The 17,936-nt window shown below is 36.7% G+C and carries 14 protein-coding genes; 13 read left to right on the top strand and 1 reads right to left on the bottom strand.

Annotated features, from left to right (window positions below):
• The 4 genes from JTI58_RS03675 to JTI58_RS03660 all read left to right on the top strand — a co-directional run bounded on the left by JTI58_RS03675 (position 1) and on the right by JTI58_RS03660 (position 6,110).
• The gene (locus JTI58_RS03675; RefSeq protein ID WP_243456302.1) at positions 1–1,431 is read left to right on the top strand and encodes a polysaccharide deacetylase family protein; all 1,431 of its coding nucleotides are present in this window, start codon (positions 1–3) and stop codon (positions 1,429–1,431) included.
• Positions 1,431–3,293, top strand: coding sequence for a glycosyltransferase family 2 protein (locus JTI58_RS03670; RefSeq protein WP_205447088.1), 1,863 nt, complete (start codon positions 1,431–1,433; stop codon positions 3,291–3,293). Before JTI58_RS03675 ends, JTI58_RS03670 begins: the two co-directional genes overlap by 1 nt.
• Positions 3,290–5,041, top strand: coding sequence for a polysaccharide deacetylase family protein (locus JTI58_RS03665; protein ID WP_205445288.1), 1,752 nt, complete (start codon positions 3,290–3,292; stop codon positions 5,039–5,041). The genes JTI58_RS03670 and JTI58_RS03665 overlap by 4 nt, the downstream gene beginning before the upstream one ends.
• 139 nt (positions 5,042–5,180) lie before the next feature.
• Positions 5,181–6,110, top strand: a complete 930-nt coding sequence (locus JTI58_RS03660; protein WP_243456300.1) for a glycosyl hydrolase family 18 protein — start codon at positions 5,181–5,183, stop codon at positions 6,108–6,110.
• A 35-nt stretch (positions 6,111–6,145) separates the two neighbouring features.
• Here JTI58_RS03660 and JTI58_RS03655 read toward each other — a convergent pair whose 3' ends face one another.
• Positions 6,146–7,048, bottom strand: coding sequence for a glutamate biosynthesis transcriptional regulator GltC (locus JTI58_RS03655; protein ID WP_205445285.1), 903 nt, complete (start codon positions 7,046–7,048; stop codon positions 6,146–6,148).
• Positions 7,049–7,203: 155 nt separating this feature from the next.
• Between JTI58_RS03655 and JTI58_RS03650 the strand changes: the two genes are divergently transcribed.
• The 9 genes from JTI58_RS03650 (at position 7,204) to JTI58_RS03610 (ending at position 17,855) form a co-directional block, all read left to right on the top strand.
• Positions 7,204–8,721 carry a hypothetical protein gene (locus JTI58_RS03650; protein WP_205445283.1) on the top strand — a complete coding sequence of 506 codons (1,518 nt, stop codon included), beginning with the start codon at positions 7,204–7,206 and terminating at the stop codon, positions 8,719–8,721.
• A gap of 89 nt (positions 8,722–8,810) precedes the next feature.
• The gene (locus tag JTI58_RS03645; RefSeq protein WP_205445282.1) at positions 8,811–10,148 is read left to right on the top strand and encodes a histidine kinase; all 1,338 of its coding nucleotides are present in this window, start codon (positions 8,811–8,813) and stop codon (positions 10,146–10,148) included.
• On the top strand, positions 10,120–10,884 hold the full coding sequence (locus JTI58_RS03640; RefSeq protein ID WP_205445280.1) for a response regulator: 765 nt from the start codon (positions 10,120–10,122) through the stop codon (positions 10,882–10,884). The genes JTI58_RS03645 and JTI58_RS03640 overlap by 29 nt, the downstream gene beginning before the upstream one ends.
• A gap of 474 nt (positions 10,885–11,358) precedes the next feature.
• Positions 11,359–12,138, top strand: a complete 780-nt coding sequence (sufC, locus tag JTI58_RS03635) for a Fe-S cluster assembly ATPase SufC (RefSeq protein WP_004228249.1) — start codon at positions 11,359–11,361, stop codon at positions 12,136–12,138.
• An 18-nt stretch (positions 12,139–12,156) separates the two neighbouring features.
• Positions 12,157–13,464, top strand: a complete 1,308-nt coding sequence (sufD, locus tag JTI58_RS03630; protein ID WP_205445278.1) for a Fe-S cluster assembly protein SufD — start codon at positions 12,157–12,159, stop codon at positions 13,462–13,464.
• Complete coding sequence (locus JTI58_RS03625; RefSeq protein ID WP_205445276.1) at positions 13,464–14,693, top strand: cysteine desulfurase; 1,230 nt, start codon at positions 13,464–13,466, stop codon at positions 14,691–14,693. Before sufD ends, JTI58_RS03625 begins: the two co-directional genes overlap by 1 nt.
• Positions 14,683–15,108 carry a Fe-S cluster assembly sulfur transfer protein SufU gene (sufU, locus tag JTI58_RS03620; RefSeq protein ID WP_036078619.1) on the top strand — a complete coding sequence of 142 codons (426 nt, stop codon included), beginning with the start codon at positions 14,683–14,685 and terminating at the stop codon, positions 15,106–15,108. Before JTI58_RS03625 ends, sufU begins: the two co-directional genes overlap by 11 nt.
• A gap of 100 nt (positions 15,109–15,208) precedes the next feature.
• Positions 15,209–16,606: a Fe-S cluster assembly protein SufB gene (gene sufB, locus JTI58_RS03615; protein ID WP_205445275.1), complete on the top strand. Its 1,398-nt coding sequence runs from the start codon at positions 15,209–15,211 to the stop codon at positions 16,604–16,606.
• A 253-nt stretch (positions 16,607–16,859) separates the two neighbouring features.
• Entirely contained in the window at positions 16,860–17,855 is a 996-nt protein-coding gene (locus JTI58_RS03610) for an ABC transporter substrate-binding protein (protein ID WP_205445273.1), read from the top strand.
• Positions 17,856–17,936: the final 81 nt, after the last annotated feature.

The following is a 17,936-nucleotide window of genomic DNA, read 5'->3' as shown; positions in this document are numbered from 1 at the left end:
ATGAAACTACTTAAAATCTGTAGTCTGCTTATGTTATTACTTCTAACGGGATGTCACCCCGCTACCAAAGAAACGATTCATCCAGTAGATTCTTCTATTAAAATCAAAAAATCTAATGGTACAATGAGTGATTTAATTAGTCATGCCAACATTGTCGTGTCGAAAGTTGCCTTAACATTTAATGGCTTCGCAGATAACGAAACAATGGAGCAATTACTAACAAAGTTAGATGAATCGGATATGAAAGCGACTTTTTTCTTGGAGGGGATGCGTGTTGCTCAGGAGCCAGAGCTTGTGAAAGATATCTTAAAGAGAGGTCATGAGGTACAAAACGGTACATTGACGTTTCCAAATGTAGCAACTTTAGATTATGACCAGACGTATGAAGAAATTTTTTTAACTAATCAAATTTTTGAAGAGCATTTAGGCTATACTCCGAAATATGTTCGCAGTCGCTCAGGTGATGTTACCGAAAACATGCGTTTAGTAGCAGCCACACTAAACATGAAGGCAGTTATTGGATTATCTATTAATCCACTTGATAGAAAAATGCAAAGTGCTCAAGAACTAATTGACTATATCAGCCAATATATTGATAGGGGCTCTATCATTCATCTCAACACATACATTAATCCTGCCATTATTGATACCATCCCCTTATTAGCGCAATTGGCTAAAGAACATGAGTACACGATTACTACGTTAAGCGATGTGTTAGACGAACGTTATTTAACAAAGTCAGTAGAAGAAATAAAAGGGTATGACGCTGTTAGCCCCAATTTAAATTATGAGCATGCCAAGCCCAATATATATTATCGAAAAGAGACGTCCAAAAAGGAAATAGCCATTACTTTTGATGATTGGGCACATGAAAAGCGCGTAAAAGAAGTACTGGACGTTTTACGGAAATATAATATCAAAAGTACATTTTTCTTAATTGGTAGCGGAGTCGAGAAGAATCCACAGTTAGCAAAAATGATTGTAGAGGAAGGTCACGAGGTAGCAAGTCACTCCTATTACCATTTAGATGTGACGAAGATGACACCTGAAGAATTGCAGGATGATTTAGTGAAGGCTCACAGGGCTCTGACCTATGCATTACAAGAGCCACCACTTTTATATTTCAGACCAGCACAAGGCATAATGGATGAGCGAACGGCCAAAATTATTACTGCCGCTGGAATTAAAACCATTGCCATGTACGATATTGCTTCTTTTGATTGGAATTTAGATTACAAGGCGCAGGACATTTATGAAAGAGTGATCGAAAGGGCTGCACCAGGGAAAGTCATTGTCATGCATATTTTAGATGGGACGAATACGGTAGAAGCATTACCTCTAATTATTGAAAAACTACAACAAGATGGCTATAGCTTTAGTAAAATGTCGACTTGGATTGAGGAAGATATAAGTAGGGATGTGACTGAGTGATGAAAAAAGAGATTTTAATGACACCACGCTCTGACCGTCGAATTCTATCAAATATTCCCGATCCTGAAAATGTACGAAACCTAGTGGATCGACGTGGTGCATCCTACCAGAAAGAGGAGATTGATCCTACAGATGTGAACGAAGTTTATCGTCTCCAACGAATGAGTTTACGCTATGAAACAAATTTTGAGGTTCAGCTTAAAAGACCTAGACGTCCAGTGAGTTCTAATAAATATTATGCGGAGGATATTTCGGTAACGGGTATCCTTGTTTACTCCCATCAGCCCCAGCATTTATTGATCGATGAAATACTAACTATGGGATTCACAATACCAGGTGGGGCAATGCCAGAGGGCTATGAGTCCAAAGTCAAGTTAAAGGCTAGGGTTATACGTTGCTTTACTAAAGAAGTAGATGAACAAACCCGCTATTATGTTGCATGTGAATTTTTGCATCCTTTAAATGAGTATATGATAAAAAATCGGTGGGGCGTTTCTATTTTTGTAGCCAGCTTATTTTTCTTGATTGTGTCACTATGTGTCATATTAATGAGAGCCGAAAGTTTGATTTATTTCAGGTTTAATAAATTTTTATATCTTTATAGTATTATTGCCGCAACGTTTCTGTTAAGCAGATATGTATTTGGTATGCTTTACAAAAATATACCAATCAATCCGAAGTTTGAACCAGGTGTATCCATTATAATTCCTGTGTTTAACGAAGAGGAATGGATTCATCGCACGGTATCTAGTTGTATTAATCAATATTATCCAGTGGATAAGTTAGAAGTAATCGTCGTGGATGATTGTTCAACAGATCGTACAGAAGAAAAGGCAAAGGATATGATTAATCTTATACATGGTGAGGGTGAACGTTTTAGGACAAATGATCGCTTAAAGTTTTATAAGCTACCACAGAACGGAGGAAAGCGAGAAGCCTTAGTTGCAGGGGTTCATCAAGCCAAGCATGAATTGGTTGTGTTTGTGGATTCAGATAGTTTTTTAGAGCCACATGCCATTCGCAATTTAGTTCAGCCTTTCCAAGATCCCAAAATGGGCGGTGTGGCTGGTCGAACGGAGGTTGAAAATAAATTTACCAATTCTCTTACAAAATTACAAACAGTCCGTTATTATATTGCCTTCCGTATTATGAAAGCAGCCGAATCATGGTTTGATACGGTTACTTGTTTATCAGGGCCATTAGCATGTTATCGGAAAGAGCTTATTCTAAAAAATGAGACAGCCTGGCTTAATCAAAAGTTTCTCGGTCAGCCAGCCACATTTGGGGATGACCGCAGCATGACCAACTATATTTTGAAAACACATCGAACAGGCTATCAGGATAATGCCATTTGTTCTACGATTGTGCCCTCTGATACGAAAGTTTTTTTAGCACAACAAATGAGATGGAAACGTTCTTGGTTAAGAGAATCATTACGCGCATTTATATTTATGTGGAAAAAAGAACCTTTTATGTTTCTTTTCTTTATCATTGGTTTAATTGTGCCAATCGCTGCCCCGATTATTGTTGTGTATAACTTAATTTATGTACCACTAGTATATGGCATTTTTCCAACAACATTTTTACTAGGCTTACTATTAATGGCAATGTTAATGAGTTTGGCACATTTATTCTTTAGAAAGAGCACACTATGGGGGTTTGGTTTTATTTTTGTTCTCTATTATGAATTTATTTTGCTTTGGCAGATGCCAGCAGCCTGGGTAACTTTTTGGAAATCTACATGGGGAACAAGAGAAACCCCTCAAGACGTTCTAGCGAAAGAAAAGAAAATGGAAAAGCAAAAAGTACGAAAATCCCGGTTTTCGATGTTGAAAAATAGAAAAATGGGTGAGAAGGAATGAAAGGAAAAAGTATAGAACTCCAGCCAGCTAAAAAAAATCGTCGGAAAATCATTCGTTCGATCGTACAATTAATCATTGTGTTCTTATTAGCTGTGATTTTAATAAAAGCTATATTTTTGACAGAGAGGCGAACGGCTGAAGCGGTACCATTAAACAATAAAGAGGGATTTATTGCCCTTTCTTATTTTGGGCTGAGTAGAAATGATTCTCCCAAATATGTGTCTAAAAAGAATTTGGATGAACAATTAACATTGCTGAAAAAACAAGGTTATCAAACGATTACACAAAAGGATATTTTAGATTTTTATCAAAAAGACAAACCATTGCCTAAAAAAGCATTGTATTTATCCTTTGAGGATGGTCGCACAGATTCTAGTATTTTTGCTCAAAATATTATGGAAAAATTAAATTATAAGGCGACGATGTTTACGTATGCTAATAAAATGGCTACGAGGGATAGTAAATTCTTAAAGCCTAAAGATTTAAAGCTGATGAAAAGAAGTGGGTATTGGGAATTAGGATCTAATGGCTATAGGCTAACCTATATTAATGTTTTTAATGATAAAGGACAATCACTTGGTGTTATCGATGAAAATGATGTACCCAATAAAACAACGATAGAATACTACAACCACTATTTAATGGACTTTATTCGCAATCCATATATGATTCCAAGTGAAACACGGCAAGAGATGGAAGAACGCATTAAGAAGGATTATAAGCTGATGGAGGATATCTATCAACAGGAGTTTGGTGAAGTGCCAAAAGCCTATGCGATTATGCATGCTAACTCTCTTTATAACAATATGGACCCGTTAGTACAGAAAATCAATGACAAGGAAATTAAAGACAAGTTTCGTCTGCATTTTAATTTAGAGTTGGGTGCTTATAATGATCGAGAAGCAGATCTTTATAACTTAAATCGTTTACAAGTTTCGCCGTATTGGTCAACCAATCATGTCATGATGAAAATTTTTCAAACTAGTAAACAAAACATTGAATTTAAGATAGGAGATCCTCAAATAGCTCAAAATTGGCATGTGGTAAATGGGGCGGCAGAATTTGAAAATAATGAAATTACGTTAACCTCTCCCCCATCTAGTGAAGGTAGAATTCTCTTAAAGGATGCATTAGCCGAAAACTTTCAAGCAAATTTTACATTCAAAGGAAACGTTGTAGGTCAGCAAGCTTTCTATACCAATTATGATGCAACAACAAACAGCTATTTGAGAATTGCATTAGTAGATAATGAGATTGTGGTAAGTGAAAAATTACCAGAGGCAGGGATTGTTGAGAAGGAACGATTTCAGTTAAATGAAGTAAAATGGAATGAAGAGGAATATGCCTTTAACAAGGCGACCGTTTACACCTATCATGATACTCAAAAAGGTTCTCGTATTAATGACAAAGAATACCCAAGAAACTTAACGAAAAAGAGAGTATTTAATATTACAGTCCATCAGGATAAAATAGAAATAAATGTAGATAATGTATTATCCGAAACCGTTCAAATAAATCCAGCATTACAAGGGGCACAGATTGGATTTGGTGCGCTGTACAGTAAAAAGGATACTTCACATGAACAGTATGCCGATGATATTTACGACACATTCATAGAGGATATTTTGATTACAGATAGTAAAAAGCAAATCATTTATACAAACCAATATACGAATTTTGAGAAGGTAAGGAATAAAGCCATGGTTATGTTAAATGATGTGGTGGATTTCTTTATTGAAACCTTCTAAACTGAGGTGAAATTTAATTCAAGTGAAGAATTTTGTATTGTTTATCTGTATAGCGCTCCTATTTATTACGGCTTGTAGTCCTAGTAAGGAGCCAGCAGCTGTAGCAAAAGTTGATACAAAGAATAAGGAGAAGCTCCGATTGTCTATCTGGTTACCCGAATGGCAAAATAAATTGGCTATGGAGGATGTGAAAAATTCTCAGCAAGGGTTACAAGATCTAAGGGTTTTCGGTGCTTATTTTAATAGTAAAGACGAATTGCTTTTAACAGAAAATGCAATTGATATGCTGCAACAAACACAGCAGCAATTTACCAATTCACATCATGTGATCCTAACGTTTATTAATGATTATGTAACAGATAACGCTCCATCTGTTCAAAAGGATAGTAAGCTTTTGCACAGATTGGTATATGATTCTGCTGCTAGAAAAAAGCATATCAGCCATATTTTAGAGGTAGCAGAACAGTACCAATTGGCTGGTATTGAGATTGATTATGAAAAGGTAGCGCAAGAAGACCTAAAAAAATATATCCTCTTTTTAAAAGAGCTGTACCAAGCGCTTTCTAAAAAGGATATGACATTGCATGTTGTGCTAGAGCCAAGTTTTCCATTTGATGTAAAATTACCAAATGGACCGACCTATACTGTAATGGCCTATAATGTTCATGGCTATCATAGTGGGCCAGGTGCGAAAGCCACTTTTACTTTTCTTAATGATTTAGTGAAAAAGATCAAAAAGTCAAATCAAGATTTAGCCATTGCCTTTGCTACGGGTGGTTTCGATTGGGGAGCAGAAGGTAAAACAGTTGCTTTAACGGAGCTGGAGGCTGAGCAAATATTAGCTGAAACACAAGCAGAAAAGAAACGTGATAAGACAAGTGGAGCCGTTTATTTTACGTATATAGATGATAGTAATACCAGCCATGAGGTTTGGTATGCTGATCAAGTAACGCTTGAAAAATGGGTGAATTATGTACAGAGGAGAAACTATCATGACGTGGTGTTATGGCGTGCAGGAGGCTTAGGCGCAAAAACATTACAATGGATTGGTGAGCATTCAACTAAATAATGTGAAGTCAAAAAAATCGCCCAAAAGGCGATTTTTTATTGGAATTGAGAAAGACGAGAAAAGAAGTTTTTCACAAAGTCTAAGAAAATGATTTCTGAAGGGGCAATTTCTCGATTTACTGGTGAAATAATACCAACAGTTCTAGGGATTGTAGGAGATTCAATAGGAACCTTTATGGTAAAGCGAGCCGCTGAATCATATAGAGAGCTTTCTGGTAATAGACTAACACCTATGCCAGCAGCAACTAAGCCCTTCAATGCATCCAAATCTTCCCCCTCTGAAATGACATTTGGTAAAAAGCCTGCAGCTCGACAAGCATCCATCGCTACCTTGTGCAAAATATAGCCATCTGGAAATAACACAAAGAGATCATTTCGCAACTCTGCAAGCTGTATGCTTTCTCTTTTAGCTAATGGATGATTGGCTGGTAGGAGTGCAGCAATATTTTCAGTAAACAGAATTGTTGATTGAATGGATTCGTCCTTTGGGGGGAGGGGTCCTAAAAAGGCTAGGTTCAACTCCCGATTTTTGACTGCATCAATCAAAAATCGATAAGATCCTTGACGTAGTTGAAATTGTAAATCAGGGTATTCGCGTTTAAAGGCTGAAATAACGGTTGGTAGAACATAGCTAGCTAAACTTGTTGGAAAGCCGATTTTAATAGAGCCTTTCGCAGGATTAAGATATTCTTCCACTTGCTTTGCTGCAAAATCAATGGCCTTTAATGCCGTAATGGTATGCTCAAGAAATGTCTTCCCTATTGGGGTTAATTTAACATTTCGTCCCACTCGCTCAAATAACGGGGTGCCTAACTCATCTTCAAGATTTGCGATTTGCCGACTAATGGCAGATTGGGCTACATGAAGATGCTCAGCAGCCTCTGAAATATGCTCACGTTCAGCAACCTCTACAAAATAGCGTAATTGACGTAACTCCACTAACAATTCACCTCTATTAATCTAAAAATAAGATTGATTATACCTTAATTATATATTATTGAAGATGAAAAATGACTGTTAATGTCAAAATAAAAATTATAAGCTGTTAGATATTTGAGAGTTTATTTTTGTACGATAGGGATGAGGTGGGTTTCATGATAAGAAAAGGATTAAGCTGGTTATTTATTTTAGTAGCAATTGCCATGTTAGCATACTTAATTTTTAACGATCAAGATACAAGTCATACTAAATTACAGGCGACGGATGGTTTATTAGATTTATCAGAAATAACAAAAGAGGAAGAGATTGTAGCATTGTCTGGAGAATGGCGGTTTATAGGCAATAAATTTCTTGAACCTGCTAATTTTCCTGATCACGCTCCGATTGAAAAGGTTCCCGGACCATGGCAGAATGATGCAGAGTACGGTACTTATCAACTTAAAATTAAGCTACCATCTCATTTCAAAAAAATAGGTATTCGGGTACGAAATATTTGGTCATCTCATCAACTTTATATTAATAATGAGATCGCTGCATCCTATGGTACACTTACTACTGCTCGAGAAGCATCAGTACCAAGTAATCCTGTTTATGAAGTGTATTTTTCACCTTCTTCGGAATCATTAACCATAACAATACAAGTGGCAGATTTTTATAATGCTAGGCATGGCATTATATTTCCTATAGATATTGGTGAAGCGGATGCTCTTGCAAAAGATGTAATTCAAGATGTGTACTTAGAAAAAACAACCATCATCATGTTATTGATATTTTCAATCTTTCATTTTAGTTTGTATTTATTAAGAATAAGAGATAAAGCGTTTTTTTATAGTGCAATCTATTTTTTTACATTAGCAATTCTAGTATGTACAAGGGGTGAACGAACTCTTTATAGAGAGTTTCCTTCTATAGCATTTGAGTGGTATTTTCGTCTGCAAGATTTTATAACGTATTTGAATGCAGTGATGTTATTCCTGTTCTTCGTCTATACTGTAACAGCCATGATGAAGCGTAGGACAGCTATGTTATTTGTGTCACCTCTTATATTATATGGAGTTGGAACGCTCCTTTTACCAGCAAGATCCTTATCAAATCTCCAATATCTATTTTTCACCTATATAAATTTTTTAGCATTATTAATAATTGGAAGATTATTGTATTTGATGATGACGAAAAGTGCTCATGTACCAAAAAATGAACTAGCCATATTAAGTGCAACGATAATATCTCTATTTATTTTTAGCGTTAGTGGAACATTTGATCAGCTTTTTTTCTCAGGACGAAATGTTTTTAATCGCATTGGCCTGCTATTTTTTGTAGTAAATATGAATGTTTTCTTGGCTATGCGACTAATTAATCGAACAAGAGACGCTGAATTATATAACCAACGTCTGGAAAAGGCAACAATTGGTAAGGAATCGTTCTTAGAGGTAACAACAAATGAATTAGAACAACCCCTTTATCATGCATTAAATATCACAAAATCCTTGTCAAATCAATCTATGACGGGTGAGCAACAATTACTAGAACAACAACTAGAACGTTTATTATATTTAGTAAATGACTTGAAGGATTTTACCCGGATAAGATTCCAAGATTTACAAATAACTGTCCATCCAGTCAATATTCAAATGATTATTCTGCATGTATTAACCATGCACGAAAAAAAATAAAGAACAAAAATATTTGTGTATACAAGCACATTAATCCAAAATTATTAGTACAAGCTGATGAGCAGCGAGTAGGACAAATCTTATACAGGGTGCTTGAAACAGCTATTTCTCATGCTGTGAATGGGGATGTCATTTTAACGGTTTTACATCTTAATACAGACGTAAGAATTTCGGTTGAAGGAACTGGGGCAGAGCCTATAAAGCAAATTGCAGCAGATGAAACGGGTCAGTCCATTGGGAAAGCCATCATTGAACAGATGAAAGGCGCATATTCAATAGATTTATTACAAAATGGCATTCGTTTCAACATCACTTTGCCATTTGGGGGTTATGAGGAAGTGCTAAAAGATAATGAAATGAATGTCATATGGAACAAACAGACACCGTTCAATGAAAACTTGCCGAAGTTACTCATAGTTGAGGATGATGTCATACATGCAGAAGTGTTACAAACTCTTCTACAAAATCAATATTTTATAGAGGTTGTGCATTGCCCAGAAGAAGCACTTACTATTATTCAGCAAAAAAAACCTGATTTTTTATTGATAGATGAAGTGATGCCTGGAATGGGAGGTATTGCTCTAACGAAACATATAAGACAGTATTTTAGTTATATAGATTTACCGATTATTATGTTAGTAGCCAATGAATATCCAACCAATATTTCACTTGTCTTAGAATCAGGAGCAAATGATTATATCCGTAAACCAGCTACAAAAGAAATGTTAATTACACGTTTATCTGCCATTGCATTAACTAAAGAGGCTATGGGCAAAGCAATACAACACGAAATGGCTTTTCTACAGGCACAAATTAATCCACATTTTTTATACAATGCACTCAGCAGTATTATTTCGTTTTGTTATACAGATGGTGAGCGTGCAGGACATTTATTAACGATGCTATCTACCTACCTACGTTCTATATTAGAATCAGGTAAGGATGAACAACGCGCAACATTAGAGAAAGAGCTTGAAATCATACGTGCTTATGTAGAGATCGAACAAGCTCGCTTTGGCAATAAGCTAACTGTTATATTAACAATAGAAGAGACATTAGATGCATCAACGGTAGAAATTCCAAGTCTACTGATTCAGCCGTTAGTCGAAAATGCCATTCGTCACGGGATTTTTGAAAAGGATGGAAATGGAACAGTTACTATTGAAATAAAAAGGCAGCAAAATCATCTTAGCATTCGAGTGATGGATGATGGCGTTGGTATGACTGAGGAACAGGTAAAAGCTTTAAACCATGGTGAAACTATATTTTCAAATGGCATCGGCCTCATGAATGTTTTACGTCGAGTAAAAGAAATACCGCATGCTACTCTTTCGATTACTTCAAAGAAAGATGAAGGGACAACAATGGTATTTATACAACCTTTAAAGGAGCTTCCATATGTGGAGAATTATTATGGTAGAGGATGAACAGCCGATTTTAGATTTGCACAAACTATTACTTGAAAAAGAGGGGATTTTTAAGGTTATTGCTTCCTTTACATCTCCTATAGAAGCGACAACTCAAATTTTGACCATTAAAGGTGAATATGATGCGATTATTTTAGATATTGAAATGCCTAAGATGAATGGATTAGAGCTTGCGGCTCATTTAGTAGAAGAAGGCATAGATGTTCCAATTATTTTTTCAACAGCATATGCAAAATACGCTGTTGATGCGTTTCGAGTGCAAGCATTAGATTATGTATTAAAGCCAATGACTCCGAGTATTGTACTTCAAATAAATGAAAGACTGACGAAATATTATGGACGTCAAACGAAGCAAAATGCTACGAAGTTGGAAGTTAGATTGAAAGGTGAAGTTGGAGCAAGGTTAAATGACAAAGCTATTAAATGGCGAACAAAGGTCACAGAGGAACTTTTTTATTATCTATTAGTCAATGAAGGAAATGTAGTATCAAAATATCGTATTTTAGATGATATTTGGCCCAATTTAGAAGAGAAAAGGGCGTTAGCCAATCTTTATAGTACAATCTACCGTCTGCGTCAGCTTTTTATCGAGCTAAGTTTACCCATTCAGATAGAACGTGTAAATGATGGCTATGAGCTGAAGACGAATGATGCAATTATTGTTACTTCCACTTCAGATGCGGATGCTTTTTTACTGGAATCAAAAGGATATTTATGGGCATATCATCTAGGCTGATTGAGAAAAGGTAGAAATGTTGGATACCATCAACGTTTCTACCTTTTAATTTATACACGCTTTCCTTTCAAGATATGGTTCATTTCTTTATAGCAAAATTTCTTTCTTACAATATGGGCTTTAATTGATTCCATTTTAATGAAATAGGTTATAGTATAGATATGGTTGTTTATGCTAATTTGTCACAAAACCGCTACAATTAGCACTTTTCATGAGGTTTTCACTATGTAGCTAGATGAAATCGATTCTCAATTATAGATATTTCATTGAAAATGAAGAAAGTCTATTCTCATTGTTTAGGTGAAGTAGTAATAATCTGAAAATGCTTACAAAGTCTTTATTTTACAAGATTTTATTTGAGGAATGTGAAAGTAATTGAAATGGTTTGCATAGAGAACGATTTTCAGTTAAGATTAGAATGATGATAATTAAGGAATGGTTGACCCATTCACTGAACACTATGGAGGTATTTTCATGTCAACTTTAGTTATTAAAGATCTTCACGTTGCTATCGACGGAAAAGAGATTTTAAAAGGCGTAAATCTTACAATTAATACAAACGAAATTCACGCAATCATGGGACCAAACGGAACTGGTAAATCAACACTAGCTTCTGCTATTATGGGTCATCCTAAGTATGAAGTAACTTCAGGAACTGTTGAGCTTGATGGCGAAGATGTGCTTGAAATGGAAGTGGATGAGCGTGCTCAAGCTGGTTTATTCCTAGCAATGCAATATCCTTCTGAAATTGCTGGTGTAACAAATGCTGATTTCTTACGTTCAGCAATTAATGCGCGTCGTGAAGAAGGCGATGAAATTTCATTAATGAAATTTATCCGTGAATTAGATAAAAACATGGAATTCCTTGAAATGAATGAAGATATGGCTCAACGTTATTTAAATGAAGGTTTCTCTGGTGGTGAGAAAAAACGTAATGAGATTCTTCAATTAATGATGATCAAACCAACAATTGCGATCTTAGATGAAATTGACTCTGGTCTTGATATCGATGCATTGAAAGTTGTATCAAAAGGCATCAATGCAATGCGCGGTGAAGGCTTTGGCTGCTTAATGATTACACACTATCAACGCCTATTAAACTACATTACACCAGACCATGTACACGTAATGATGCAAGGACGTGTTGTGAAATCAGGTGGTGCAGAGCTTGCACAACGCTTAGAAGCAGAAGGTTATGACTGGATTAAAAAAGAATTAGGAATCGAAGAAGAAACAGAAGAACAAGAAGCATAAGAAGGAGGACGAACTAGCATGACAGTGGAACTTAACTTGCCTGTAACAGTACAGGACGTGCGCTCGTTCTCAGAAGCAAATGGTGAACCAACTTGGTTTACAGAACTTCGCGCGGCAGCACTAGACAAAGTAACTGGTTTAGATTTGCCAAAACCAGATAGAACGAATATTACTAAATGGGATTTCGTGAACTTCCCAGCATTGGCAGTTCATAGTGAGGCATTCTCTTCATTGGATGCTCTACCTGAAGAAGCAAAAGGTTTAATTGACCTTGAAGCACAAGAAAACCTATATATTCAACGTAATAATACACCAGCGTACATTAAGACATCACAAGAATTGGCTGATAAAGGTGTTATTTTTACTGATATTTTTACAGCTGTTCGTGAACATGGCGAACTTGTTCAAAAATACTTTATGACAGAAGCTGTTAAAGTAGATGAGCATAAGTTAACAGCACTTCATACAGCACTTGTTAATGGTGGGGTGTTTGTATACGTACCAAAAAACGTAATTATTGAGCAACCACTTCAAGTTGTTTTCCTAAATGACAATGCGGAAGCTTCATTATATAACCACGTTTTAGTAGTAGCAGAAGCCAATTCAGCTGTAACATATGTGGAAACATATGTTTCAACAATTGAACAGGCAAAAGGACAAGCGAATATTATTGCGGAAGTTGTTGTTCAAGATAATGCACAGGTGACATATGGTGCAGTAGATGTCCTTGCAAAAGGCTTTACGACTTATGTAAATCGTCGTGCACGTTTAGCACGTGACGCGAAAGTTGACTGGGCTCTTGGTCTAATGAATGATTCAGACACAATCTCAGAAAACATTACGCATCTAATTGGTGACGGTTCTCATGCAGATACAAAAACAGTCGTAGTTGGTCGTGGAGAACAAAAACTTAACTTCACTACTGAGGTTCGTCACTGGGGTAAAAACTCTAACGGGCATATCTTAAAGCATGGTGTAATGAAAGATGCAGCTCAGTCAATCTTCAACGGTATTGGCTACATCGAGCACGGTGCAACAAAAGCAGATGCACAACAAGAATCACGTGTATTAATGCTGTCAGAAAAAGCTCGTGGGGATGCAAACCCAATTTTATTAATTGATGAAGATGATGTAACAGCAGGACACGCAGCATCTGTTGGTCGAGTAGATCCTCTACAGCTTTACTATTTAATGAGCCGTGGTATCTCGAAAGCAGAAGCAGAGCGCCTTGTTATCCATGGATTCCTTGCGCCAGTTGTTACGCAATTACCAATCGAAGGCGTTCAAAAGCAACTGACGGAGGTTATTGAAAGGAAAGTTCGCTAATGATGAATAAAGACATTAAAAGCTATTTCCCAATTTTAAATCAGGATGTAAATGGTCATAGACTTGTATATCTTGATAGTGCAGCGACGTCACAGAAACCTGTTCAAGTGATTGAAGCCATTAAAGCTTATTATGAATTTGATAATTCCAATGTTCACCGTGGGGTGCATACACTAGGAAACCGTGCAACAGATAAATATGAAGGTGCTCGTGAAAAGGTTCGTAAGTTTATTAATGCACAATCAACACAGGAAATTATTTTTACGCGTGGTACAACAACGGCTTTAAATACAGTTGCGTCAAGTTATGGACGTGCAAATGTTGTCGAGGGTGATGAAATTGTCATTACTCATATGGAGCATCACTCCAATATTATTCCCTGGCAACAATTAGCCAAAGAAAAAAATGCAACTTTAAAATACATTGAGCTTGAAGCAGACGGCACTCTTAGCTTAGAGAAAGTACGTGCGACTGTCACACCTAAAACAAAAATTGTTTCGGTGTCAATGGCATCAAACGTACTTGGAACAATAAATCCAATTAAAGAAATTGCTCAAATTGCACATGCTAATGGTGCTGTCATGGTAGCCGATGGTGCACAAGCCGCGCCACATATGAAAATTGATGTGCAAGATTTGGATGTAGATTTCTTAGGTTTCTCAGGGCATAAAATGTGCGGACCAACTGGAATAGGTGTACTATATGGTAAAAAGGAACACCTTGAAAAGATGGAGCCAATTGAGTTTGGTGGCGAAATGATTGATTTCGTTGGGCTTCATGAGTCAACGTGGAAGGAATTACCGTGGAAATTTGAAGGTGGAACGCCTATTATTGCAGGTGCAATAGGTTTAGGAGCCGCTATTGATTTCTTAACTGATATTGGGTTAGATAACATTGCAGAGCATGAGCATAAGCTTGCAGGCTACGCAATGGATCAGCTTGAGACAATTGACGGTTTGAAAATTTTCGGCCCACGTGACCCGATGAAGCGTTGTGGATTAGTGACATTTAATTTAGATGATGTACATCCACATGATGTGGCAACGGTGCTTGATATGAACGGTATTGCTGTTCGTGCAGGACATCATTGCGCACAGCCACTAATGAAATGTCTTCAGCAAGTAGCGACAGCGCGTGCAAGCTTCTATCTGTACAATACAGAGGAGGATATTGACCGTTTAGTTGCAGGGTTACGTTCTGCGAAGGAGTATTTTGGCGATGTCTTTTAATAATTTAGATCAACTATATCGTTCAGTCATTATGGATCACTACAAAAATCCTCGTAATAAAGGCTCTTTAGAAGAGGATGCTGTAACGATTGATATGAACAATCCTACATGTGGCGATCGTATTCATTTAACATTAAAAGTGACTGACGGTGTTGTAGAGGATGCGAAATTTGACGGTGAAGGCTGTTCTATTTCTATGTCCTCTGCATCCATGATGACACAGCTCATCAAAGGAAAAAAAGTAGAGGAAGCTATTGAGCTTTCTGATATTTTTTCTAAAATGATGATGGGTGAGGAGTACAGCGATAAATATGACCTTGAGGATGTTGAAGCACTGCAAGGTGTTTCACAATTCCCGGCACGAATTAAGTGTGCGACATTGGCTTGGAAAGCAATGGAAAAAGGTGTGAAATAAATCTTGCTTCCTTGTTGCATGAGTGAAAGCTACTAAGTTTTCACTCAAGGCAAGGGATGAATACCTCGAAAAATACATCTCAACGAACGGAGGAGAAAAGATGGCTAAAAAAATGCCTGATATCGGCGATTACAAATACGGTTTCCATGACAAGGACGTATCAATTTTCCGTTCAAAACGTGGTTTAACAGAAGAAATCGTCCGTGAAATTTCAAATATGAAAAAAGAGCCAGAGTGGATGCTGGAGTACCGCTTAAAAGCTCTTGAAACATTTTATACAAAACCGATGCCACAATGGGGTGGCGATCTTGGTGATTTAGATTTTGATGAAATTACGTACTATGTAAAACCATCAGAAGCTACACAAAAGTCATGGGATGAAGTACCAGATGAAATCAAAGCAACTTTTGATAAATTAGGTATCCCAGAAGCAGAACAAAAATATCTTGCAGGTGTATCCGCACAGTATGAGTCTGAGGTAGTTTATCACAACATGAAAAAAGACCTTGAAGATCTTGGTATTGTGTTCAAAGATACTGACTCTGCTTTACGTGAAAACGAAGATATTTTCAAACAATATTGGGGCAAAGTGATTCCTTACACGGACAATAAATTTGCTGCATTAAACTCGGCTGTATGGTCAGGTGGATCATTTATTTATGTACCGCCAGGCGTTAAAGTAGAAACACCATTACAAGCTTACTTCCGTATTAACTCTGAAAATATGGGTCAATTCGAACGTACACTTATTATTGTAGATGAAGGCGCTCACGTACACTATGTTGAAGGTTGTACAGCTCCTGTTTATACAACAAACTCTTTACACTCAGCGGTTGTAGAAATCATTGTACGTAAAGATGCATATTGCCGTTATACAACGATTCAAAACTGGGCGAACAATGTTTACAATCTTGTAACGAAACGTACAGTTGTAGAAGAAAACGGTACAATGGAATGGATTGATGGTAACATCGGTTCTAAATTAACAATGAAATACCCAGCATGTATCCTAAAAGGTGAAGGTGCTCGTGGTATGACATTATCGATTGCATTAGCAGGTAAAGGACAACACCAACATGCTGGCGCAAAAATGATCCATATGGCACCAAACACATCTTCAACAATCGTTTCTAAATCGATTGCTAAACAAGGTGGTAAGGTAACGTATATGGGACAAGTTCGTTTCGGTCCTAAAGCAAGTGGTGCACGTGCAAACATTGAATGTGATACGCTGATCATGGATAACCAATCGACTTCTGATACAATTCCTTACAACGAAATCTTAAATGATAATGTATCTTTAGAGCACGAAGCAAAAGTTTCAAAAGTATCTGAAGAACAATTATTCTATTTAATGTCTCGCGGAATTTCTGAAGAAGAGGCGACAGAAATGATCGTAATGGGCTTCATCGAGCCATTTACAAAAGAACTACCAATGGAATACGCAGTAGAAATGAACCGTCTGATTAAGTTCGAGATGGAAGGTTCTATCGGTTAATTTACTAGCAACCCCTAGTCACAACAAAACTTGTGACTAGGGGCTTTTTTGTGTTTTTACGTTGCGAATGAAAATGGATATTTATAATATATCGAAATAGTACTGGATTTTTGAAAGAATACATACTAAAATGATAATGAGAATCAATATCAATTGAAGGGGCTGATAAAACTATTAAGATGTCCAGTACTTCAATATGCAAGATGACATAGCTAATTGTCATAACAATAATCATTCAAAGGAGAATATGTAAATGAAAAAGAAGTTTCTATTTATTAGTTTTATAGCATTATTTATGCTCATTCTTGCCGCATGTGGAGAGAAGAAGGCAGTAGAAGAGGAATCGTCCACTGATGCACCAAAAGAAGAAGCGACACAAACAAAAGAAGAAACTACAAATGAAAATGGCACGAGAACGATTGAATATCTTGGTGAAAGCTATGAAGTGCCAGGAAAGGTTGAAAGAATTGTTGTAACAGGTGCTATGGAAGCGATGGAGGATATGGTTGTGCTGGATGTTCATCCAGTAGGAGCTATTGCTGTTGGTGGCAAGTTCCCTGAGCTATATGCTTCTGTAACAGACAAAGCAGAATCAATTGGTGAAAAAATCAAACCAAACTTTGAAAAAATATTAGAATTAGATCCTGATGTCATTTTAGGTTCATCTAAATTCCCAGAAGAGGTACAAAGTAAATTAGAAAAAATTGCTCCTACCATTTTAGTATCACATATTTCGACGAACTGGGAATATAATTTGAATTTATTAGCTGAACTAACTGGTAAGCAAGCAGACGCAGAGAAGATATTGTCTACATATAAGGCTGATATTGAAGCTGCTAAAGCCACGTTAACTGAGAAACTACAAGATCAAAAAGTGGCGGCTATTCGTATTCGTGGAGGACAAGCATATGTTTATCCAAAAGAAGTATTTTTAAATGCTGTTCTTTATGGAGAGCTTGGTTTATCAGTACCTGATGAAGTTGCTAAAGCTAAATCGCAAGAGGCCATTTCTGTGGAACAGCTAGCAGATATGAATCCTGATTATTTATTTGTGCAGTTTTCAACAGATGAAAATGCAGATGCGCCAAATGCTTTAGAAGACTTTAAAAAGAATCCAATCATCCAAAATATTAATGCATTTAAAAATGACCAAGTATTTGTCAATGTACTAGATCCATTAATGGAAGGCGGCCCTGCATACAGCCGTATTAAGTTTTTAGAGGCTATTCAGCAAAATCTTGTGAAATAACTGGTAGCCCGTTTAAGTAGCATGAGTTCAATGGTATATGGACTCATGCTTTTTCTTTTGCATGGAGACAATCCTGCTATT

The sequence above is a fragment of the Lysinibacillus fusiformis genome (assembly GCF_016925635.1).
In the GTDB taxonomy this organism is placed as follows: domain Bacteria; phylum Bacillota; class Bacilli; order Bacillales_A; family Planococcaceae; genus Lysinibacillus; species Lysinibacillus fusiformis_F.
This window is presented reverse-complemented; position numbering and strand designations above follow the sequence as displayed.